17 protein-coding genes are annotated in these 22,059 nt (G+C 71.4%); 10 read left to right on the top strand and 7 right to left on the bottom strand.

The features are described from left to right. Positions 1-198: 198 nt before the first annotated feature. Positions 199-3,348: an isoleucine--tRNA ligase gene (gene ileS / locus ACLQ2N_RS19600; protein WP_425814689.1), complete on the bottom strand. Its 3,150-nt coding sequence runs from the start codon at positions 3,346-3,348 to the stop codon at positions 199-201. Between the two features lie 550 nt (positions 3,349-3,898). Here ileS and ACLQ2N_RS19595 point away from each other — a divergent pair. The 5 genes from ACLQ2N_RS19595 to ACLQ2N_RS19575 all read left to right on the top strand — a co-directional run bounded on the left by ACLQ2N_RS19595 (position 3,899) and on the right by ACLQ2N_RS19575 (position 8,403). Beyond that, on the top strand, positions 3,899-4,540 hold the full coding sequence (locus ACLQ2N_RS19595; protein ID WP_425814687.1) for a TraR/DksA family transcriptional regulator: 642 nt from the start codon (positions 3,899-3,901) through the stop codon (positions 4,538-4,540). Between the two features lie 57 nt (positions 4,541-4,597). Next, complete coding sequence (lspA, locus tag ACLQ2N_RS19590) at positions 4,598-5,242, top strand: signal peptidase II (RefSeq protein ID WP_425814685.1); 645 nt, start codon at positions 4,598-4,600, stop codon at positions 5,240-5,242. 52 nt (positions 5,243-5,294) lie between these two features. Then, a complete protein-coding gene (locus tag ACLQ2N_RS19585; RefSeq protein ID WP_425814683.1) occupies positions 5,295-6,236 on the top strand; it encodes an RluA family pseudouridine synthase in 942 nt (313 codons plus the stop codon). Further along, a complete protein-coding gene (locus tag ACLQ2N_RS19580) occupies positions 6,233-6,709 on the top strand; it encodes a GNAT family N-acetyltransferase (RefSeq protein ID WP_425814681.1) in 477 nt (158 codons plus the stop codon). Before ACLQ2N_RS19585 ends, ACLQ2N_RS19580 begins: the two co-directional genes overlap by 4 nt. A 107-nt stretch (positions 6,710-6,816) precedes the next feature. Continuing rightward, the gene (locus ACLQ2N_RS19575) at positions 6,817-8,403 is read left to right on the top strand and encodes a Na+/H+ antiporter (RefSeq protein WP_425814679.1); all 1,587 of its coding nucleotides are present in this window, start codon (positions 6,817-6,819) and stop codon (positions 8,401-8,403) included. A 6-nt stretch (positions 8,404-8,409) separates the two neighbouring features. On the opposite strand, the gene ACLQ2N_RS19570 is transcribed toward ACLQ2N_RS19575, so the two are convergent. Beyond that, positions 8,410-9,534 carry a mechanosensitive ion channel family protein gene (locus ACLQ2N_RS19570; protein WP_425814677.1) on the bottom strand — a complete coding sequence of 375 codons (1,125 nt, stop codon included), beginning with the start codon at positions 9,532-9,534 and terminating at the stop codon, positions 8,410-8,412. A gap of 37 nt (positions 9,535-9,571) precedes the next feature. Here ACLQ2N_RS19570 and ACLQ2N_RS19565 point away from each other — a divergent pair, with 37 nt between their 5' ends. Next, entirely contained in the window at positions 9,572-10,150 is a 579-nt protein-coding gene (locus ACLQ2N_RS19565) for a dienelactone hydrolase family protein (protein ID WP_425814675.1), read from the top strand. 55 nt (positions 10,151-10,205) lie between these two features. Here the strand turns inward: ACLQ2N_RS19565 and ACLQ2N_RS19560 are convergent, their stop codons facing one another. The 4 genes from ACLQ2N_RS19560 to ACLQ2N_RS19545 all read right to left on the bottom strand — a co-directional run bounded on the left by ACLQ2N_RS19560 (position 10,206) and on the right by ACLQ2N_RS19545 (position 14,565). Further along, entirely contained in the window at positions 10,206-11,168 is a 963-nt protein-coding gene (locus ACLQ2N_RS19560) for a zinc metalloprotease (protein WP_425815031.1), read from the bottom strand. Positions 11,169-11,557: 389 nt separating this feature from the next. Beyond that, positions 11,558-12,412, bottom strand: a complete 855-nt coding sequence (locus ACLQ2N_RS19555; protein ID WP_425814673.1) for a thioredoxin domain-containing protein — start codon at positions 12,410-12,412, stop codon at positions 11,558-11,560. A 49-nt stretch (positions 12,413-12,461) separates the two neighbouring features. After that, the gene (locus ACLQ2N_RS19550; RefSeq protein WP_425814671.1) at positions 12,462-13,181 is read right to left on the bottom strand and encodes a hypothetical protein; all 720 of its coding nucleotides are present in this window, start codon (positions 13,179-13,181) and stop codon (positions 12,462-12,464) included. 58 nt (positions 13,182-13,239) lie between these two features. Beyond that, positions 13,240-14,565 carry a DUF2252 domain-containing protein gene (locus tag ACLQ2N_RS19545; RefSeq protein WP_425814669.1) on the bottom strand — a complete coding sequence of 442 codons (1,326 nt, stop codon included), beginning with the start codon at positions 14,563-14,565 and terminating at the stop codon, positions 13,240-13,242. Positions 14,566-14,766: 201 nt separating this feature from the next. Here ACLQ2N_RS19545 and dnaE point away from each other — a divergent pair, with 201 nt between their 5' ends. Continuing rightward, positions 14,767-18,303, top strand: a complete 3,537-nt coding sequence (gene dnaE, locus ACLQ2N_RS19540; RefSeq protein ID WP_425814667.1) for a DNA polymerase III subunit alpha — start codon at positions 14,767-14,769, stop codon at positions 18,301-18,303. A 107-nt stretch (positions 18,304-18,410) separates the two neighbouring features. Here the strand turns inward: dnaE and ACLQ2N_RS19535 are convergent, their stop codons facing one another. Then, positions 18,411-18,590: a hypothetical protein gene (locus ACLQ2N_RS19535; protein WP_425814665.1), complete on the bottom strand. Its 180-nt coding sequence runs from the start codon at positions 18,588-18,590 to the stop codon at positions 18,411-18,413. A gap of 222 nt (positions 18,591-18,812) precedes the next feature. Here ACLQ2N_RS19535 and ACLQ2N_RS19530 point away from each other — a divergent pair, with 222 nt between their 5' ends. The 3 genes from ACLQ2N_RS19530 to ACLQ2N_RS19520 all read left to right on the top strand — a co-directional run bounded on the left by ACLQ2N_RS19530 (position 18,813) and on the right by ACLQ2N_RS19520 (position 22,034). Then, positions 18,813-20,123 carry an NYN domain-containing protein gene (locus tag ACLQ2N_RS19530; RefSeq protein WP_425814663.1) on the top strand — a complete coding sequence of 437 codons (1,311 nt, stop codon included), beginning with the start codon at positions 18,813-18,815 and terminating at the stop codon, positions 20,121-20,123. Between the two features lie 154 nt (positions 20,124-20,277). Beyond that, a complete protein-coding gene (locus ACLQ2N_RS19525) occupies positions 20,278-21,252 on the top strand; it encodes an ABC transporter ATP-binding protein (RefSeq protein WP_425815029.1) in 975 nt (324 codons plus the stop codon). Beyond that, complete coding sequence (locus ACLQ2N_RS19520) at positions 21,249-22,034, top strand: ABC transporter permease (RefSeq protein WP_425814661.1); 786 nt, start codon at positions 21,249-21,251, stop codon at positions 22,032-22,034. The genes ACLQ2N_RS19525 and ACLQ2N_RS19520 overlap by 4 nt, the downstream gene beginning before the upstream one ends. The last annotated feature ends 25 nt before the right edge of the window (positions 22,035-22,059 follow it).

Genomic DNA, 22,059 nt, shown 5'->3' with positions numbered 1-22,059 from the left:
TCCCCGGGGCCCGGCCCTTTTGCGCGCGCGGTCCGCTGGGCGGGGCTTGGTCCCTACCCGCCCCTTCCCGTCACCGGGGCTCCGCCCGGACCCCGCGCCTCACACGCCGGCGAGGCCGGAAGACGGCGGAGCGGGGTCCGGGCAAGCGAAGGGCCCGGCCGGTACGTGTCGCGTGTCCGGCCGGGCCCCTCGTGGTGCTTACGCCTGCGTCTTGCGGAGGCGGAAGACCAGGTTCAGGCCCTCGTCCTCGAACGGGGCGCCGTACGCGCCGTCCGCCTCGCCCTCCGCGTAGTCCAGCGCCAGCACCTCGTCCGCGATCAGCGTCGCGTGCTCGGTCAGGGCCTCCGCCGTGGCCGGGGACGTGGAGGTCCAGCGGACGGCGATGCGGTCGGCCACGTCCAGGCCGCTGTTCTTGCGGGCCTCCTGGATCAGGCGGATCGCGTCACGGGCCAGGCCCGCGCGCCGCAGCTCCGGCGTGATCTCCAGGTCCAGGGCCACCGTGGCGCCCGCGTCCGAGGCAACGGACCAGCCCTCGCGCGGGGTCTCCGTGATGATCACCTCGTCCGGCGCGAGGGTGACCGTCTCGCCGTCCACCTCGACCGACGCCGTGCCCTCGCGCAGGGCCAGCGACAGCGCCGCCGCGTCCGCGTTCGCGACCGCCTTGGCCACCGCCTGGACGCCCTTGCCGAAGCGCTTGCCGAGCGCCCGGAAGTTCGCCTTGGCCGTGGTGTCGACCAGCGAGCCGCCCACCTCGGACAGGGAGGCGAGCGAGGAGACGTTCAGCTCCTCCGTGATCTGGGCGCGCAGCTCCGCGGACAGGGCCTCGAAGCCCGAGGCCGCGACCAGCGCCCGGGACAGCGGCTGGCGGGTCTTGACGCCCGACTCCGCACGCGTGGCCCGGCCCAGCTCGACCAGCCGCCGAACCAGCGCCATCTGCGCCGAGAGCGCGGGGTCGATCGCCGCCGGGTCCGCCTTCGGCCAGGACGACAGGTGGACCGACTCGGGCGCGTCCGGGCTGACCGGCACGACCAGGTCCTGCCAGACCCGCTCGGTGATGAAGGGGGTCAGCGGGGCCATCAGCCGTGTGACGGTCTCCACCACTTCGTGCAGCGTGCGCAGCGCCGCCTTGTCGCCCTGCCAGAAGCGGCGCCGGGAGCGGCGCACGTACCAGTTGGACAGGTCGTCCACGAACGCGGACAGCAGCTTGCCGGCACGCTGCGTGTCGTAGCCCTCCAGCGCCTGCGTGACCTGGTCCACCAGCGTGTTCAGCTCACCGAGCAGCCAGCGGTCCAGGACCGTGCGGCCGGCGGGTGCCGGGTCCGCGGCCGAGGGCGCCCAGTTGGACGTACGGGCGTACAGGGCCTGGAAGGCCACCGTGTTCCAGTACGTGAGGAGCGTCTTGCGGACGACCTCCTGGATCGTGCCGTGGCCCACGCGCCGGGCCGCCCAGGGGGAGCCGCCCGCCGCCATGAACCAGCGCACCGCGTCCGCGCCGTGCTGGTCCATGAGCGGGATCGGCTGGAGGATGTTGCCCAGGTGCTTGGACATCTTCCGGCCGTCCTCGGCGAGGATGTGGCCCAGGCACACGACGTTCTCGTAGCTGGACTTGTCGAAGACGAGCGTGCCGACCGCCATCAGCGTGTAGAACCAGCCGCGCGTCTGGTCGATGGCCTCCGAGATGAACTGCGCGGGGTAGCGGCTCTCGAAGACCTCCTTGTTCTTGTAGGGGTAGCCCCACTGCGCGAACGGCATCGAGCCCGAGTCGTACCAGGCGTCGATGACCTCCGGGACGCGGCGCGCCTCCAGGCCGCAGCCCTCGTGCGTACAGGCGAAGGCCACGTCGTCGATGAACGGGCGGTGCGGGTCCAGGTCCGAGAGGTCCGTGCCGGCCAGCTCGCCCAGCTCGGCGCGGGAGCCGACGCAGGTGAGGTGGCCCTCCTCGCAGCGCCAGATCGGCAGCGGGGTGCCCCAGTAGCGGTTGCGGGACAGCGCCCAGTCGACGTTGTTGGTCAGCCAGTCGCCGAACCGGCCGTGCTTGACGGAGTCCGGGAACCAGTTGGTCTTCTCGTTCTCCTGGAGCAGCCGCTCCTTGACCGCCGTGGTGCGGATGTACCAGGACGGCTGCGCGTAGTACAGCAGCGCGGTGTGGCAGCGCCAGCAGTGCGGGTAGCTGTGCTCGTACGGGACGTGGCGGAAGAGCAGGCCGCGGTCGTTCAGGTCCTCGGTCAGCGCCTCGTCGGCCTTCTTGAAGAAGACCCCGCCGACCAGCGGCAGATCCTCCTCGAAGGTGCCGTCGGGGCGGACCGGGTTGACCACCGGCAGGCCGTACGCCTTGCAGACCAGGAGGTCGTCGGCGCCGAAGGCGGGGGACTGGTGGACCAGACCCGTACCGTCCTCGGTCGTCACGTACTCGGCGTTGACGACGTAGTGCGCGGGCGCCGGGAAGTCGAGCAGCGCGAACGGGCGCTCGTACGTCCAGCGCTCCATCTCGCGGCCGGTGAACGACTGGCCGGTGGGCTCCCAGCCCTCGCCGAGCGCCTTCTCGACCAGCGGCTGGGCGACGACGAGCTTCTCCTCGCCGTTCGTCGCGACGACGTACCGGACGTCGGGGTGCGCGGCGACGGCGGTGTTGGAGACCAGGGTCCACGGGGTCGTCGTCCAGACCAGGAGCGCCGCCTCGCCGGCCAGCGGGCCCGAGGTGAGCGGGAAGCGGACGAAGACCGAGGGGTCGACGACCGTCTCGTAGCCCTGCGCCAGCTCGTGGTCGGACAGGCCGGTGCCGCAGCGCGGGCACCAAGGGGCGACGCGGTGGTCCTGGACCAGCAGGCCCTTGTTGAAGATCTCCTTCAGCGACCACCACACGGACTCGACGTACTCGGGGTCCATCGTGCGGTACGCGTCGTCCAGGTCGACCCAGTAGCCCATGCGGGTCGTCAGCTCGGCGAAGGCGTCGGTGTGCCGGGTCACGGACTCGCGGCACTTGGCGTTGAACTCGGCGATGCCGTACGCCTCGATGTCCTTCTTGCCGTTGAAGCCCAGCTCCTTCTCGACCGCCAGCTCGACCGGCAGGCCGTGGCAGTCCCAGCCGGCCTTGCGGCCCACGTGGTAGCCCTGCATGGTCCGGAAGCGGGGGAAGACGTCCTTGAAGACGCGGGCCTCGATGTGGTGGGCGCCGGGCATGCCGTTGGCGGTCGGCGGACCCTCGTAGAACACCCACTCGGGGCGGCCCTCGGACTGGTCGAGGCTCTTGGTGAAGACCTTGTTCTCGCGCCAGAAGTCGAGCACCGCGTGCTCGAGGGCGGGCAGGTCGACCTGGGCGGGTACCTGGCGGTACTGCGGCGATGTCATGTGCGGGCTTCCTCCGGCGGACGTCTTCCACTTCCGTCGGAGGGACGAGAACCGAGCCGGTCCCCGCGGTACCACCCTCCTTGGCCCCGGGCGTGTGCCCCGGACCCCCTCATTGGGGTGCGATGCCGGTTCTACTGGCCCCTCGGGGCGTTCTTCCGGCGGCTCCGGGGTGATCTTCACGACGCGCTCGCCCCCGGGCTCCCACCGTCCCCGGGTCGCTGCTGGCTGCGTACGACGCTACTCGTCCCATCCACGCCTCTCGCTGGGGCCAGTGTACGGGCCGCGGGCCACGGCGTCCGACCGGTTTACGGAGGGGCCGGGCGTGACCCGAATGGCCATACGGGGCGCACCCGGCCGGAGCGCGGCCCGGCGCGCGGCGGAAAGCCGGATTACCCGTCGGGGAGCTGGGCACAACGGATGCAGGCGCACAGTGATCCGGACACGGGGAGGGGCGATGCGGCGGCGTGCCCCGTTGCCGCGGGCCGGGGGTCGACTTATCGTCCCAGCACGACTCGCGAGCAAGATCACAGTGTGTGAAGGGGCCGCGGCCATGGTGGAGAAGAAAGCGCCCGGCAAGAAGACCTCCGCCAAGAAGGCGGCGGCCCGGAAGACCGCGTCGCAGAAGACCACGCCGAAGAAGACCGGGGCCACCGCGGCCCCGGCGACCACGGGGGCGGCCGAGGCCGCCGATCAGACGGGAGCCCACACGGTGGTAGCCAAGAAGAGCGCGGCCGGTACCCAAACCGCGGGCGAGGACGCGGCACCCGTGCCGCCCGCCCGGGTCGCCACGGCGCCGGGAGACCTGGCCGTACGGCCCGGCGAGGACCCCTGGACCCCGGAGGAGGTCGTCTCCGCGCGGGACGGGCTGACCGGCGAGATCACCCGGCTCCGCAACGAGCTGGAGGCGTCCGGCCTCGCGCTGGCCGGGCTGATGCGGGACTCCGGTGACGGGGCGGGCGACGACGAGGCCGACACCGGCACCAAGAACATCACCCGCGAGCACGAGATGCAGCTCGCCGCCAACGCCCAGGAGATGCTGGACCAGACCGAGCGCGCCCTGGCCCGTCTGGAGGCCGGCACGTACGGGCTGTGCGAGGTCTGCGGCAAGCCGATCGGCAAGGCGCGGATGCAGGCGTTCCCCCGGGCCACGCTGTGCGTCGAGGACAAACAGAAGCAGGAGCGACGCGGCTGATTCGCAACCGCGTGCCGTACCCTCGTCCTCAGTCGGGAACTAGGTTGAGGGACTCACGTGGCAGAGGCGGAGCGCATCATCGGTACGCCGGACATCACCGGAGCTGAGGGAAGCGGAGAGACCGGGCCGGACGGCTCGGCCGCTTCCCCGCAGCCGGACGCCCAGGACACCGGGGCCACCGCGGCGGACGCGGCCGTCGACCGCTCGCCGGCCACCCGCCGGCGCCGGGTCATCCTGCTGTTCTGCGTCGCCGTCGTGGCGTACCTGCTCGACCTCGGCAGCAAGATGCTCGTCGTGGCGAAGCTGGAGCACCAGGAACCGGTCGAGCTCATCGGCGACTGGCTCAAGCTGGACGCCCTGCGCAACTCGGGCGCCGCGTTCGGCTTCGGCGAGGCGTTCACGATCATCTTCACGATCATCGCGGCGACCGTCATCGTGGTGATCGCGCGGCTCGCGCGCAAGCTGTACAGCCTGCCGTGGGCCATCGCGCTCGGCCTGCTGCTCGGCGGGGCGCTCGGGAACCTCACCGACCGCATCTTCCGCGCGCCGGGTGTCTTCGAGGGCGCGGTGGTGGACTTCATCGCCCCGGCCCACTTCGCCGTCTTCAACCTGGCCGACTCCGCGATCGTCTGCGGCGGCATCCTGATCGTGTTCCTCTCCTTCAAGGGCCTGGACCCCGACGGCACCGTCCACAAGGACTGAGGGAACGAGGACTGAGGAACGGGGACCGGCGGGGGCAAGGCATACTCGACTGGTGAGTACGCAACCCGAGGTCCGCACCCTGCCCGTCCCCGATGGCCTGGAGGGCGAGCGCGTCGACGCCGCCATCTCCCGGATGTTCGGCTTCTCCCGCACCAAGGCCGCCGACCTGGCCGCCGCCGGCAAGGTGCAGGTGGACGGCTCGGTGGTCGGGAAGTCCGAGCGGGTGCACGGCGGTGCCTGGCTCGAAGTGGAGATGCCGCAGGCGGCCGCGCCCGTGCAGATCGTCGCCGAGCCCGTCGAGGGCATGGAGATCGTCCACGACGACGACGACATCGTGGTGATCGTGAAGCCGGTGGGCGTCGCCGCCCACCCCAGCCCCGGCTGGACTGGCACCACCGTCATCGGCGGCCTCGCCGCCGCCGGGTACCGGATCTCGACCTCCGGCGCCGCCGAGCGCCAGGGCATCGTGCACCGGCTCGACGTCGGCACCTCCGGACTGATGGTCGTCGCCAAGTCCGAGCGCGCCTACACCCTGCTCAAGGCGCAGTTCCGCGACCGGGTCGTGGAGAAGAAGTACAACGCGCTGGTCCAGGGCCACCCGGACCCGATGAGCGGCACCATCGACGCCCCCATCGGCCGCCACCCGAACCACGACTACAAGTGGGCGGTCGTCGCCGACGGCAAGCCCTCCGTGACCCACTACGACCTCATCGAGGCGTACCGGGCCGCCAGCCTCCTCGACATCAAGCTGGAGACCGGGCGCACCCACCAGATCCGGGTGCACATGGCCGCCCACCGCCACCCCTGCGTCGGCGACCTCACCTACGGCGCCGATCCCACCATGGCCAAGCGCCTCGGCCTGACCCGGCAGTGGCTGCACGCGGTGAAGCTGGGCTTCGAGCACCCCGCCGACGGGAGCTGGGTCGAGTTCACCAGCACCTACCCGGACGACCTCCAGCAGGCGCTGGACCGCATCGCGGCGGAGAGCCAGTGAGGGCCGGGCCCCTCGCGTACACCACCAGGACCGCCGCCGACGAGCAGGACCGCGCCGCCTGCTTCCAGGTGCGCAAGGAGGTCTTCGTCGGTGAGCAGAACGTGCCCGAGGAGATCGAGTACGACGCCCACGACGCGGACGCCCTGCACGTCGTAGCCGTCGCCGCCGACGGCACCGCGCTCGGGACCGGCCGGCTGCTGCACGGCCCCGCCGCCGCGGCGCACACCGGCGCGGACGCCACGGCCGGCTCGCTCGGCCGGCTCGCGGTGCGCAAGGAGGCCCGGGGCCTCGGCGTCGGCGCCGCGCTCGTGCGGGCCATCGAGGACGCCGCCCGCGACCACGGCCTCACCGCCGTCGACCTGCACGCCCAGACGCACGCCCTGCGTTTCTACGAGCGCCTCGGCTACGAGCCGTACGGCCCCGAGTTCATGGACGCGGGAATCCCGCACCGCGCGATGCGCCGGACGATCTGACGCCCCGCCGCACCCCCTGACCCCGGCGGCCGGGGGGTGCATGGCAGGGTGAGGGGAATCGGCCGGAAGCGGACCGGACCCGGCCGGAGCGCTTCGGAAGGCACCCCGTGGACCAGATGTCACTGCTGCTCCTGCTGCTGCTCGGGGCCGTGGTCACGGTTCCGCTGGGGGACCGGCTGAAGCTGCCGGCGCCGGTGCTGATGACGCTCTTCGGCGTCGTGCTGGCCTTCCTCAGCTTCGTGCCGAACGTGGACATCCCGCCGGAGATCATCCTCCCCGCGCTGCTGCCGCCGCTGCTCTACGCCTCGGTGCAGCGCACCTCCTGGCGGCAGTTCGCCGCGAACAAGCGGCCCATCCTCCTGCTGGCCGTCGCCCTGGTCTTCCTCACGACCGCCGCCGTCGCCGCGGTCGCCGACGCGGTCGTGCCGGGGCTGCCGCTCGCCGCCGCCGTCGCGCTCGGCGCGCTCGTCGCCCCGCCCGACCCGGTCGCCGCCACCGCCGTCGCGGGCTCGGTCGGGCTGCCCCGGCGGCTCGTCTCCATCCTGGAGGGCGAGGGACTGTTCAACGACGTCACCGCGATCGTGCTGTACCACGTGGCCATCGCGGCGGCCGTCAGCGGGACCTTCTCGCTGCCCGAGGCGTTCGGTCTGCTGGTGCTGTCCGCGGTGGTCGCCGTCGCGGTGGGCGTCGCGCTCGGCTGGCTCACGATCAAGCTCATGGGGCTGCTCGGCGACGCCACCCTCCAGGTCGGCCTGACCCTGCTGGTGCCGTTCGTCAGCTACGTGCTCGCCGAGGAGCTGATGGGCTCCGGCGTGCTCGCCGTCCTGATGACCGCGATGTTCCTCGCGGAGCACACCGCGGACGCCGACGACGTCCTCGGCCGGCTCACCGGACGCACCTTCTGGGAGATCGTCGACACCCTGGTCACCGGGATCGCCTTCGGGCTCATCGGCCTCGAACTGCACAACGTGTTCGGCACCGCGAACGGCCGCGAGCTGGAGATGGCCGGCTGGGCTCTCGCGGTCGTCGCGGTCGTCGTCGGCGTACGCCTGCTGTACCTGCTGCCGGCCACCTGGCTCGCCAAGCGGCTGCACACCCGGCGGGACGTCAGCGAGGAGATCCCCACCAGCTGGCGGGAGACCGTGATCATGTGGTGGGCCGGGATGCGCGGGGTGGCCTCCGTCGCGCTGGCCCTCGCGATCCCGCTGGAGACGGACGACGGCAAGCCGTTTCCCGGCCGCGACGAGATCGTCTTCATCGCGTTCTCCGTGATCATGGTGACCCTGGTCTTCCAGGGGCTGACGCTGCCCTGGCTGGTGCGGCGGCTCGGGGTACGCGCGGACACGGACGCCGAGGCGGCCCTGGAGAGGGACCTCGCGGTCCGGGCGGCCAAGGCGGCCCGGGAGCGGCTGAAGAAGATCGAGGAGACCGAGGACCTGCCCGAGGACGTGGTCGACCGGCTGCACCGGCTGGCGTACGACGTGGGGGCGCGGATCAGCCCGGAGATGGTGGACGACGAACGGCGGGACGCGTACGCCAGGCGCGTCGAGCGGTTCCAGGTGGTCAGCCGCGTCCAGCGCGAGATGATGTCGGCCGCCCGCCACGCCGTGCTCTCCGCGCGCAGCGAGCCCGGCTCGGACCCGGAGGTCGTGGACCGGGTCCTGCGGCAGCTGGACGTACGCAGCCTGCGCTGAGGGCGGTCAGCCCCGGCCCGTACGGGGAGCCTTGTCCCAGTTCGGGGACTTGCCGTCCCGGCCGTTCACCGACGGCCACGCGTCGCCGGGCGGGAGCGCGGCGGGGGCCGTCGCGACCCGCGGCAGCGCGTACGGGTGGTGGTCGCGCAGCCAGCCGATCAGCTGCTCCCGGACCGCGCAGCGCGCCGTCCAGATGTCGTCCGCGTCCTTCGCCGTGACGACCGCGCGCACCTGGATCGTCGTCGGGGTGGTGTCCGTGACCGCCAGGGACCAGTTCCGGCCGTCCCAGGCGGCGCACTCCCCGAGGATGTCCCGCAGCTTGTCGCGCATCGCCTCGATCGGCGCCGAGTGGTCGAGGTGGAAGAAGACCGAGCCGGTCATCTGCGCCCCGCCGCGCGACCAGTTCTCGAACGGCTTGCCCGTGAAGTACGAGACCGGCATCGTGATCCGCCGCTCGTCCCACGTACGCACCGCGAGGAAGGTCAGCGTGATCTCCTCGATCGTGCCCCACTCGCCGTCCACCACCACGGTGTCGCCGATGCGGACCATGTCGCCGAACGCGATCTGGAGGCCCGCGAAGAGGTTGCCCAGCGTGGACTGGGCAGCGACACCGGCGACGATGCCGACGAGACCGGCCGAGGCCAGCATCGAGGTGCCGACCGCCTGCATCTCGGGGAACGTCAGCAGCATGGCCGCGACGGCCAGGATCGTCACGATCGCGATGACGACCCGCTGGATCAGCGTCACCTGCGTCCGCACCCGCCGCACCCGCGCCGGGTCCCGGTTGTGGGCCGCCGCGTAGCGCGCGTACACCGAGTCCACGACCGCGATGGCGATCCGCACCACCAGCCAGGCCGACGCGCCGATCAGCACCAGCGTCAGCAGCCGGCCGATGCCCACCCGGTGATCCTGGACCGGGCCGAGACCGGTCCGCGCGTACGTCCCGCGCAGCAGTGCCGCGCACATGACCAGCTGGAACGGTATGCGGCAGCGCCGCAGCAGGCCCCACAGCGGGGTGTCGTGGTGGCGGGCGTCGGTGCGCCTCAGCAGGAAGTCGAAGAACCAGCCCGCCGCCAGGGTGATCACCACCGAGCCGCCGAGGATGATCAGCGGCCGCAGAACACTCTCCATGCTGTCGCTCTCCATCCCTTCGAACGCAACTGGCACCATGGGCGTCATGAACATCATGCTTTTCCACTCGATGTACGGTCTGCGCCCCGCCGTGCACGCCGCAGCCGAACGGCTGCGCGCCGCAGGGCACGAGGTGCGCGTGCCCGATCTGTTCGCGGGGCACACCTTCGATTCGGTGGAGGAAGCGGAGGCGTTCCGGGAGGAGACCGGCAAGGAGGAGCTGCTGAAGCGGGCCGTGCTGGCCGCCGCGCCCTACTCCGACCAGGGCCTCGTGTACGCCGGCTTCTCGCTCGGCGCCTCGGTCGCCCAGACGCTGGCGCTCGGCGACGAGAAGGCGCGCGGGCTGCTGCTCCTCCACGGCACCTCGGACATCGCCGAGAACGCCTCGGTGGACGAGCTGCCCGTGCAGCTGCACGTCGCCGACCCCGACCCGTACGAGACGGCCGACTGGCTGAACTCCTGGTACCTGGACATGCAGCGGACCGGGGCCGACGTGGAGGTCTACCGCTACCCGGGCGCCGGCCACCTCTTCACCGACCCGGAGCTGCCGGACTTCGACCGGGAGGCGGCGGAGCTGGCCTGGAAGGTCGCGATCGGGTTCCTCGCCACGCTGTGACGCGCGAAGGGCTCCGCGCGGGTCGCGCGGAGCCGTTCGGGAGACGCCTGGCGGGTCAGCCGCGGTAGGCGGCCCAGCTGTCGCTCATCCGCTGCACCTGGCCCGGCGTGAACTGGGTCATGCAGGAGTCGTACGTGTAGTCCATGAAGTTGTGGATGGGGTCGACGCCGGTCTTGTTGGCGCACGTGTCGCGGCCGGTCGGGCACTCGTACGCGGGGCTCTTCTCCGCCGGGGTGTCGGCCACGTAGTCGCCGTTCCCGTTACAGCCGCCCTGGAACGTGTGGTAAAGGCCCATCCAGTGACCGACCTCGTGCGTCGCGGTGTCGCCCTCGTCGTAGTGCGTCGCGGGGCCGCCCGGCAGCGAGGCGTCGAGGATGACGACGCCGTCCATGGACGGGTTGGAGGCGTAGGAGCTGGGGAACGTCGCCCAGCCGAGCAGTCCGCCGCCCAGGTTGGCGGTGTAGATGTTGAGCGCGTTCTTGCCGCCCTTGCGCAGGGCCGTTTTCATCGCCTTCTCGGCCGACGAGCCGGAGGAGAGGTTGTACCAGGTGGCGTTGTCCGTGTAGTCGGTGCCGGCCAGGGAGAACTGGAAGCCGGTGGCGGTGTTCCCGGTGCCCTGGCCGCTGTACGCGGCGTTCAGCACGTTCAGCTGGCTGCTGATGTCGCCCGAGGTGAGCTTGCCCGTGGTGCCGGAGTGGATGACGTGGAAGTAGACGGGGATGGTCGCCCCGGCGGCGAGCGAGGGACCGGTGAGGCGGCGTTCGGCGAGCTTCTGTCTCAGCTGCTTGTCGATCGCCGCGGCCTGGGCGCTGGTGAGTTCGTCGGGGTCGGCCGTGTGCTGGGGCCCGCTGGGCCGGGACTGGCGGGCCGCGGCGGAGGCCGGGGCGTCCGCACAGGCGTCGGCGGACCTGGCCGCCGTGGCGCCGCCGGACGCGGCGGTGGCGCCGGAGGGAACGGTGAGCGGCGCCAGGGCCAGGGTTCCGGCCAGGGCGGCGATGCCGATCGCGCGGTGGCGCATACGCGGTGATATTCGGGCAGGAGTGCGCACGGGGGCTCCTCGCGGACGTGGGAAGGGGAGGGGATTCCTCACCTGTCGCGGGAGATTACGTGGGCATGTCATGGCGGGGCAGGGGCGATCCGGCCCAATGATCCGGGGTGCAGACCGGGGCAACAGGGAGAAAACCTTCTCCTCGGTCCGGAGTTTGGGAAACGAACTTCACGTATCGGCGCCCCCCGGCGGTCGGTGTGTCCGGATTCCGTCCGCGCGGTGAGCCGTGCGCAACACAGCCGTCATCAGCCGGTGACGTGCCCTTCGGTGGCTGGATCACAACGGTCGGGTGTGCGCCGGGCCGATGCGGAAGGGGGTGGGCCCGTCCGGGTCCACCCCCTTCCGACAGGAGCCGGAAGTCAGCTCTTGAGCGCCGTGGTCATCGCCGTGTTGAACTCGTCCACCGTCATCGGAGCGTTCTTGCCGTCGCCGCCGGTGATCTTCTTGCCGTCCATGACGAGGGTCGGCGTGCCGGTCACGTCGTCCTTGTTGTCGTCGAAGCTCTTGGACATCTGCAGGGCCCACGCGTCGTACGTGCCGTCCTCGACGGCCTTCTGGAACTCCTTGTTGCCCTTGAGCTCCTTCACCGAGTCGGCGACCTTGATCAGGTAGCTGTCGTCCTTGAACTTGTCGTCCGCCTCGTCCGGGTGGAACTTCGCCGAGTACAGCGCGCTCTTGTAGTCGAGGAAGGCGTCCGGGCTCACGTTCAGGGCGGCGCCGAGCGCGCTCAGGGCGTTCTTGGAGCCCTCGCCGCGGTTGCCGATGGAGGGCTTGTCGGCGCCGAGATTGTCGCCGTCGATGAACGAGGCGCCCACGTACTGGATCTTGTACTTGCCGTCCGCGACGTCCTTGGCGATGGTCGAGCCGACGGTCTGCTCGAACGAGGCGCAGATCGGGCAGCGGGAGTCCTCGTACAGCTTCAGGGTCTTCTTCGCGGTGTCCTTGCCGATGACGACGGTGGTGCCGTTCTCGCCCGAGGTGTTCTTGGGCGTGACGACCTTCGCCTTGTCGTCCTTGACCGACTGCCAGTGCGACGGCTTGTTCATCTCCATCACGACGTAGCTGATGCCGGCGACGACGGCGAGGCCGGCGACGACCGAGACGCCGACGACGACCTGCCGGCGGGCCTTGTCCTTCTTCGCCTGGCGCTCGCGCTCCGCGCGCAGCCGCTCGCGGGCGGCGGACTTGTTGGCCTGGCTGTTGCGCTTGCTCATGGTGGTGTTCTCCGTGTGGGGTGGGTCGTACGGTGCGGGGCTCGCGTGCTCAGAGGGCACAGGCCCCGAGCGGCGGACCCCTCCGTCCCACGGAGTGCCCGAGGAGCCGGGCGCGGGCCGGCAGCAGCGGCCCGGGTGCGGTGGCGCGCGCCCCGGTCCGCGACGGGCGGCCCGCCCCGCGCACCACGGCCACCGCGATCAGCAGCGGCCGGAACGCCAGCAGCGCGCCCGCCCGGAGTAGCCCGGCGAGCGCCAGTTCACCGCGGTGCAGCCAGGCGGCGGCGAGCAGCCCGACCGTGACGTGGGCGGCCAGCAGCAGCCAGGGGACCAGCGGGCCGGGGGAGGCGAGCAGTGCGGCGGCGCCCTGGCCGCCCGCGGTCACCGAGGCGAGCGGAGTGCCGACGTCGCCCAGGGGCGCGGTGCCGGGGCCGAGGTCGCCGCCGCCGCACAGGACGTCGACGCCCACCGAGCGCAGGGGGCCCGCTATCGGGCCGCCCGCCGCCCCGTAGCAGAGGTGCTGGCCGGTGGTGAAGAAGGTGTCGGCGGCCAGCTCCAGGGGGACCAGCAGCCCGGCGATCGCCCCGAAGCCGCGCTGGCGGCCGGCCAGGGCGTAGGCCGCCGCGAAGACGGCCCCGGCCAGCACGGCGACGGGCACCAGGGGCAGCGCGACCTGGGAGAGCAGGACATGGGACGCGGCGGAGAGCGTCACGACGAGCGCTGTGAAAAGCGCCGCGCGTGCCGCTCTGAGCTGCGTCCCGGATATGTCCATCGCCCAGGAGTGTCGCATGCGAACCTGTAAGCGACCCCTAAAGGTTCCGTTTCGCCGGCTACAGCCCCGGGATGCGGCCGTTGCGGAAGAGGTCCACGAAGATCTGGTGGTCCGCGCGGGCCCGGGCGCCGTAGCTGTGGGCGAAGTCCACGAGGAGCTCCCCGAAGCCCTCCTCGTCGGCCGCGATGGCGGCGTCGATCGCCCGTTCCGTGGAGAACGGCACCAGCGAGTGGCCGCTCTCGTCGTCCGCCGCCGCGTGCATCGTGGCCGTGGCCCGGCCGAGGTCGGCGACGACCGCCGCGATCTCGTCGGGCTCGTCGATGTCGGACCAGTCCAGGTCCACCGCGTACGGCGACACCTCGGCGACCAGCTGGCCGGCGCCGTCCAGCTCGGTCCAGCCGAGCCACGGGTCGGCGTGGGCCTGGAGGGCGCGCTGCGAGATCACCGTGCGGTGGCCCTCGTGCCGGAAGTAGCCGCGGACCGCCGGGTCCGTGATGTGCCGGGAGACGGCCGGGGTCTGCGCCTGCTTGAGGTAGATCACGACGTCGTTCTCCAGGGCGTCGCTGTTGCCCTCCAGGAGGATGTTGTACGAGGGCAGGCCCGCCGAGCCGATGCCGATGCCGCGCCGGCCCACCACGTCCTTCACGCGGTAGGAGTCCGGCCGGGTCAGGCTCGACTCCGGCAGCGTCTCCAGATAGCCGTCGAACGCGGCCAGCACCTTGTACCGCGTCGCCGCGTCCAGGTCGATCGCGCCGCCGCCCTCGGCGAACCGGCGCTCGAAGTCGCGGATCTCGGTCATCGAGTCCAGCAGCGAGAACCGGGTCAGCGAGCGGGCGGTCCGCAGCGCGCCGAGCAGTGGCCCCTCGGCGGTGTCCAGCGTGAACGGCGGTACCTCGTCGTTCTTTGCGCCCGTGGCCAGGGCGCGGATGCGCTCGCGGTAGGCGGCCGCGTAGATCCGTACCAGCTCGGTGATCTGCTCGTCACCCAGCGCCTTCGCGTACCCCAGCAGGGCGACCGAGCCGGCGAAGCGCTTGAGGTCCCAGGTGAAGGGGCCCACGTACGCCTCGTCGAAGTCGTTCACGTTGAAGACGAGGCGGCCGTTGGCGTCCATGTAGGTGCCGAAGTTCTCCGCGTGGAGGTCGCCGTGTATCCAGACCCGGCCGGTGCGCTCGTCCAGATACGGGCCGCCGTGCCGCTCGTGCTCCAGGTCGTTGTAGAACAGGCAGGCCGTGCCCCGGTAGAAGGCGAAGGCCGAGCCCGCCATCTTGCGGAACTTGACCCGGAAGGCCGCCGGATCGGCGGCCAGCAGCTCTCCGAAGGCGGTGTCGAAGACCTCGAGAATCTGCTCCCCGCGCGGCTCCGCGCCGGTCTGCGTGTCCGACATCTGTGACTGCCTCCTGGTACCTGACCTGCGTGATGACGTGCATGACAAAAGGGACGGGTGGTCCCGCCGTTCCAACGCGCGACCGTATCGCGGAGTGCCCGTCGCCGCGCCCCTCGGAGACGTAGACTTCCACGCTGTCCCCCCAGACATCCCGAGACGTCACCCGTCCCGTCATCCACATTTCCCCGGAGGCACAGCGCCGTGACCAAGCCGCCCTTCACGCACCTTCACGTCCACACCCAGTACTCGCTGCTGGACGGTGCCGCGCGGCTCAAGGACATGTTCAAGGCGTGCAACGACATGGGCATGACCCATATCGCCATGACGGACCACGGCAACCTGCACGGGGCGTACGACTTCTTCCACTCGGCGAAGAAGGCGGACGTGACGCCGATCATCGGCATCGAGGCGTACGTCGCGCCCGAGTCGCGCAAGCACAAGCGGAAGATCCAGTGGGGCCAGCCGCACCAGAAGCGCGACGACGTCTCCGGTTCGGGCGGCTATACCCACAAGACGATCTGGGCGGCGAACAAGACGGGTCTGCACAACCTCTTCAAGCTGTCCTCCGACGCCTACGCCGAGGGCTGGCTCCAGAAGTGGCCGCGTATGGACAAGGAGACCATCGCCCAGTGGTCCGAGGGCCTGATCGCGTCGACCGGCTGCCCCTCCGGCGAAGTCCAGACGCGGCTGCGGCTCGGCCAGTTCGACGAGGCGCTGAAGGCGGCCTCCGACTACAAGGACATCTTCGGCGAGGGGCGCTATTTCCTGGAGCTGATGGACCACGGCATCGAGATCGAGCGCCGGGTCCGCGACGGGCTCCTGGAGATCGGCAAGAAGCTCTCCATCCCGCCGCTCGTGACGAACGACTCGCACTACACGTACGCCTCCGAGGCGACCGCGCACGACGCCCTGCTCTGCATCCAGACCGGCAAGAACCTCTCCGACCCGGACCGCTTCCGCTTCGACGGCACCGGCTACTACCTCAAGACCACGGAGGAGATGTACGGCGTCGACTCCTCCGACGCCTGGCAGGAGGGATGCGCCAACACCCTCCTGGTCGCCGAGCAGATCGACACCTCCGGGATGTTCGAGAAGCGCGACCTGATGCCGAAGTTCGACATCCCCGAGGGCTACACGGAGATCACCTGGTTCCAGGAGGAGGTCCGGGTGGGGATGAACCGCCGTTTCCCGAACGGCGTCCCCGAGGACCGGCAGAAGCAGGTCGAGTACGAGATGGACATCATCATCCAGATGGGGTTCCCGGGGTACTTCCTGGTCGTCGCCGACTTCATCATGTGGGCCAAGAACAACGGCATCGCGGTCGGCCCCGGCCGAGGATCCGCGGCCGGCTCGATCGTCTCGTACGCGCTCGGCATCACCGACCTCGACCCGATCGAGCACGGGCTGATCTTCGAACGGTTCCTCAACCCCGAGCGCGTCTCCATGCCCGACGTCGACATCGACTTCGACGAGCGCCGGCGCGTCGAGGTCATCCGGTACGTGACGGAGAAGTACGGCGCCGACAAGGTCGCCATGATCGGCACCTACGGCAAGATCAAGGCCAAGAACGCGATCAAGGACTCCGCCCGCGTCCTCGGCTACCCGTACGCGATGGGCGACCGGCTCACCAAGGCCATGCCCGCCGACGTCCTCGGCAAGGGCATCGACCTCAACGGCATCACCGACCCCAGCCACCCGCGCTACAGCGAGGCGGGCGAGATCCGGGGGATGTACGAGAACGAGCCGGACGTCAAGAAGGTCATCGACACCGCCAAGGGCGTCGAGGGCCTGGTCCGGCAGATGGGCGTGCACGCCGCCGGCGTCATCATGTCCAGCGAGCCGATCGTGGACCACGCCCCGGTCTGGGTGCGGCACACCGACGGCGTCACCATCACGCAGTGGGACTACCCGCAGTGCGAATCGCTCGGCCTGCTGAAGATGGACTTCCTGGGGCTGCGCAACCTGACGATCATGGACGACGCCATCAAGATGGTGAAGTCCAACAAGGGCGTCGACCTGGAGATGCTCGCGCTCCCGCTGGACGACCCCAAGACGTACGAGCTGCTGTGCCGCGGTGACACGCTCGGCGTGTTCCAGTTCGACGGCGGGCCGATGCGCTCGCTGCTGCGCCAGATGCAGCCCGACAACTTCGAGGACATCTCCGCCGTCTCGGCCCTCTACCGGCCGGGCCCGATGGGCATGAACTCGCACACGAACTACGCCGAGCGCAAGAACGGCCGCCAGGAGATCACCCCGATCCACCCTGAGCTGGAGGAGCCGCTCAAGGAGGTCCTGGGCCTCACCTACGGCCTGATCGTGTACCAGGAGCAGGTGCAGAAGGCCGCCCAGATCGTCGCCGGCTACTCGCTCGGCGAGGCCGACATCCTGCGCCGCGTGATGGGCAAGAAGAAGCCCGAGGAGCTGGCGAAGAACTTCGTCCTCTTCGAGGCCGGCGCCAAGAAGAAGGGCTTCTCGGACGCGGCGATCAAGGCGCTCTGGGACGTCCTGGTCCCGTTCGCCGGGTACGCGTTCAACAAGGCGCACTCCTCGGCGTACGGGCTGGTCACCTACTGGACCGCGTACCTCAAGGCGAACTACCCCGCCGAGTACATGGCCGCCCTGCTGACCTCGGTCAAGGACGACAAGGACAAGTCGGCCGTCTACCTCAACGAGTGCCGGCGCATGGGCATCAAGGTGCTCCCGCCGAACGTCAACGAGTCGGAGTCCAACTTCGCCGCCCAGGGCGACGACGTGATCCTCTTCGGGCTCACGGCCGTCCGCAACGTCGGCCAGAACGTCGTGGACTCGATCATCCGGTGCCGCAAGACCAAGGGGAAGTACAGCTCGTTCCCCGACTTCCTGGACAAGGTCGAGGCCGTCGTCTGCAACAAGCGGACCGTGGAATCCCTCATCAAGGCCGGCGCCTTCGACGAGATGGGCCACACCCGCAAGGGCCTCGTCGCCCACCACGAGCCCATGATCGACAACGTGGTGCAGGTCAAGCGCAAGGAGGCCGAGGGGCAGTTCGACCTCTTCGGCGGCGGCGAGGAGGACAGCGACGAGCCGGGCTTCGGGCTCGACGTGGAGTTCTCCGACGTCGAGTGGGAGAAGTCCTACCTGCTGGCCCAGGAGCGCGAGATGCTCGGGCTCTACGTCTCCGACCACCCGCTGTTCGGTCTGGAGCACGTCCTGTCCGACAAGTCGGACGCCGCGATCTCGCAGCTCACCGGCGGTGAGCACGCCGACGGCGCGATCGTCACCGTGGGCGGCATCATCTCCGGCCTCCAGCGCAAGATGACCAAGCAGGGCAACGCCTGGGCCATCGCCACCGTGGAGGACCTGGCCGGCTCCATCGAGTGCATGTTCTTCCCCGCCACCTACCAGCTGGTCTCCACCCAGCTCGTCGAGGACACCGTCGTCTTCGTGAAGGGGCGCCTCGACAAGCGCGAGGACGTGCCGCGCCTGGTCGCCATGGAGATGCAGGTCCCCGACATCTCCAACGCGGGGACCAACGCGCCCGTCGTCCTGACCATCCCCACGGTCCGGGTGACCCCGCCCATGGTCAGCCGGCTCGGTGAGGTGCTGAACAGCCACCGGGGCGACACCGAGGTACGCATCCGGCTCCAGGGCCCCCGCAAGACCACGGTGCTCCGGCTCGACCGGCACCGGGTGAAGCCGGACCCGGCGCTCTTCGGCGACCTGAAGGTGCTGCTCGGGCCGTCCTGCCTGGCGGGCTGAGGTCCGGTACGCGTACGGGAGGGGCGGCTCCGCTTGCGCGGGGTCGCCCCTCCCGATGTGCCGGCCCACGGCCTGTCCGGCCGGACAGGCCCTCGCCGGGAGTCCGGTCAGTTGTGGCCGAAGCGCCGCTGATGCTTGCGCGCAACATCGGCAGGGCTGCCCTGAGCCTGCGACTCCACCGAGCTCCGCGCCTCGGCGGCCGTCGCGCGTGCCTCCTGAGCACCGCGCTCCGCCTGCGAAGCGCGGTCCTGCTGGCTGCCCTGCTTGCGGTTCTTGTTCTTGGCCATGGTGTTCCTCCTCTAAGGACTCTCGGGGCCAGGACCATCGCCAGATTCACATAATCGGATAAACATCGCATGTCGGATCATTACCGTGCGTAGTGGCGGGGTATGATGCGCGCTTTTCGCGATCCGCCACGCCGATGATCGAGTTCCGGCCGTCAACCCCGGCGTGGTCGGGCAGACTCGAAGGAACCTTGAGAAAACCCGATCCCGAATGGCTGGAAGAGGGTGGAACGCGTGGACCGTTGCGTCGTCCTGGTGGACGCCGGCTATCTGCTGGGCGCAGCCGCGAGTCTGCTGGCAGGAGAGCCCGCCCGGTCCCGCATCACCGTCGACCACGCGGCCCTCATCCAGCAGCTGCGCGAACGCGCCGAGGCCGACACCGCGCAGCCGCTGCTGCGGATCTACTGGTTCGACGGCGCCCCCGACCGCGTCCCGCAGCCCGAGCACCGCAGGCTGCGCGTGATGCCGCGGGTCACCGTCCGGCTGGGTGCCCTCACCCGCAGTGACGGGCGCTGGGCGCAGAAGGGTGTCGACGCGGCGATGCACGCCGAGCTCACCGAGCTCGCCCGCAACCGCGCCTGCTCCGACGTGGTCCTGGTGACCGGCGACGGCGACCTGCTGCCCGGCCTGATGTCCGCCAAGGAACACGGCGTCGCCGTCCACCTCTGGGCCGTCCAGGCCGCCGACGGCGACTACAACCAGTCCGAGGACCTGGTCGCCGAGGCCGACGAGCGCCGCGTCCTGGACCGCGCCTGGATCACCCAGGCCGTCCGGGCCAAGGAGACCGGCGGCCCCTGCGCCCCGCCGCCCGCCCCGCGCCCCGAGATCGCCGCGATCCTCTCCGCCCCGCTGCCCGAATCGGCCCTCGCCGCCTCCGCCGAGCGCGCGTCCCGGGCCGCCGCGCAGGCCGAGGCGGCCCGCGACGACGAGGAGGCGGCCCCCCGGCCCGGTGAGAGCCCCGCCCAGTCCGCGCACGGGCACGGCACCAAGGGCGTGCCCACCCCGAAGGACCTGGCCGGCACCCTGCGCGGGCCCGCCGGACCGGCCGAGCGGCATCCCGCCCCGCAGCCCGCGGCGACCCTGCGCTGGTCGTCCGACCGGGGCTGGGTGGAGCGCGGCGGCCCACTGGGCGAACCCGCGGAGACCGCGTCCCTGCCGACCCTCGCCCAGCTCACCAGCGCCGAACAGCGCTGGGCCGACCGGGAGGAGGACATCACCACGGTCGGCGGCGACCCCTTCGAGGTGGGCCAGGTCTTCGCCCGGCGCTGGATGGAACGGCTCCCGGAGACCGGCCACCTGCCGAAGCTCTCCGCCCTCTACCCGCGCATCCCGCACCGCATCGACGGCGAACTCCTCCGGTACGCGGCCCGCTTCGGCCTCCTCGCCCACAAGGACGACCAGATCGACGAGCACGACCGGTACGCGATCAGGGCGGGCTTCTGGCGCGAGATCGACGTACGGGCCGCCGCCGACCACGCCCCGGCGACCGAGCGGGCGGCGGAGAAGGCCGGGAAATCCGCGCCCGCCGGGGACTGAGTCCCCGATCCCGCGGGGCCCGCTCCACCCGGCCGCCGTCCGTGGCGTCGATGTCCGATCGGTGCGGCCCCGGGCGTAATGCCGGTCCCCGGACCCCGTACCCTCGTACCTCGTGAATACGGGGACAGCACAGGCGCCGACGGCGAGCGGCACCGTGTGCGCGGTGCGCGATCTGGTGAAGACCTACCCCCCGGTCCGGGGCCGCCGCGGCGCGCCCGCGACCCCCGGGGTACGCGCCACCGACGGCATCAGCCTCGACGTCCGGCGCGGTGAGATCTTCGGACTGCTCGGGCCCAACGGAGCCGGCAAGTCCACCCTCGTACGCCAGCTCACCGGGCTCATGCGGCCCGACTCCGGCAGCGTCGACATCCTCGGCCACGACCTCGTCCGCCACCCCGAGCGGGCCTCCCGGCTGATCGGCTACCTCGGGCAGGAGTCCACCGCGCTGGACGAGCTGACGGTCGCCCTGGCCGCCGAGACCACCGGGCGGCTGCGCGGGCTTCCGTTGCGCGAGGCCCGGGCCGAGCGCGACGCCGTCCTGGACGAGCTCGGCCTCACCGGCCTCGCGGACCGGCCGCTGAAGAAGCTCTCCGGCGGCCAGCGGCGCCTCGCCTGCTTCGCCGCCGCGCTCGTCGGGGAGCGTCCCGTGCTCGTCCTGGACGAGCCGACGACCGGCATGGACCCGGTGGCACGGCGCGCCGTCTGGGCCGCCGTCGACCGCCGGCGCGCGGAGCGCGGTGCGACGGTCCTGCTCGTCACCCACAACGTCATCGAGGCCGAGACCGTCCTCGACCGGGTCGCCGTCGTCGAACGCGGCAAGGTCATCGCCTGCGACACCCCCGCCGGGCTCAAGGAGCGCGTCGCCGGGGAGGTCCGGGTCGAGCTGGTGTGGCGCGAGCGCGCCCCGCTGGAGATCCCCGAGGTCGCGGCCCTGCGGGCGGGTGCGCGGGAGTCCGGGCGGCGCTGGACGCTGCGGCTCGCGCCCGACGAGGCACGCGCGGCGGTCGCCGCGGTCACCGGGGGCGCGGCCTTCGCGGCGCTCGACGACTTCAGCCTGGCGACGCCGAGCCTGGAGGACGTCTACCTCGCGCTCGGCGGCGGCGCGACCAAGGGACTGGTGAAGGCATGAGCGCAATCGGTGCGGTGGCCGGGGCGGCCGCGACGCTCGCCCCCCGGGCCCGGCTGTTCCCCTCCCTCGCGGCCGTCTACCGCGCCCAGCTCTCCCGGGCCCGGGTGGCCCGCATCCCGCTGCTGTTCGTGGCGACCTTCCAGTCGGTCGGGATCATGGTCCTCATGCGCGGGGTGGTGGACGGCGGTTCCGAGGCGCGGGCCGTCGTCGCCGGGTCCAGCGTCCTGGTCGTGGCCTTCGTCGCGCTGAACCTCCTCGCCCAGTACTTCGGGCAGCTCCGGGCGGGCGGCGGGCTCGACCACTACGCCACCCTGCCCGTGCCGCCCGCCGCCGTCGTGCTCGGCGCGGCGGGGGCGTACGCCTCCTTCACCGTGCCCGGGACCGTGGTCACGGCGGTGACCGGCAGTGTGCTGTTCGGGCTGCCGATGGGGCATCTGTGGGTGCTCGTGGCCGTCGTGCCGCTGTCCGGCGCGGCGCTCTCGGGCCTCGGCGCCGCGCTGGGGCTCCTCGCCCCGCGCCAGGAGCTCGCCACGCTGCTCGGGCAGCTGGGCATGTCCGCCGCGCTCCTGCTGGGCGTCCTGCCGGCCGACCGGCTGCCGGAGCCGGTGGGCTGGGCGCGCGACCTGCTGCCGTCCACGTACGGGGTGGAGGCGCTGGCCCGGTCCTTCGGCGCCCGTCCCGACTGGGCGGTCGTCGCGCTCGACCTCGCGGTCTGCGCCGTCGTCGGTGTGGTCTCGCTCGCCGTGGCCACCTGGGCGTACCGCAGGGCGGCGGTCCGGTGAGGCGCGGCTCGCGGGCGCCTGGCAC

It is taken from the genome of Streptomyces sp. DT224 (genome assembly GCF_049844595.1).
Lineage (GTDB): Bacteria > Actinomycetota > Actinomycetes > Streptomycetales > Streptomycetaceae > Streptomyces.
Note: the sequence above shows the minus strand (reverse complement) of the source record. Positions and strands in the feature narration are given on the sequence as shown.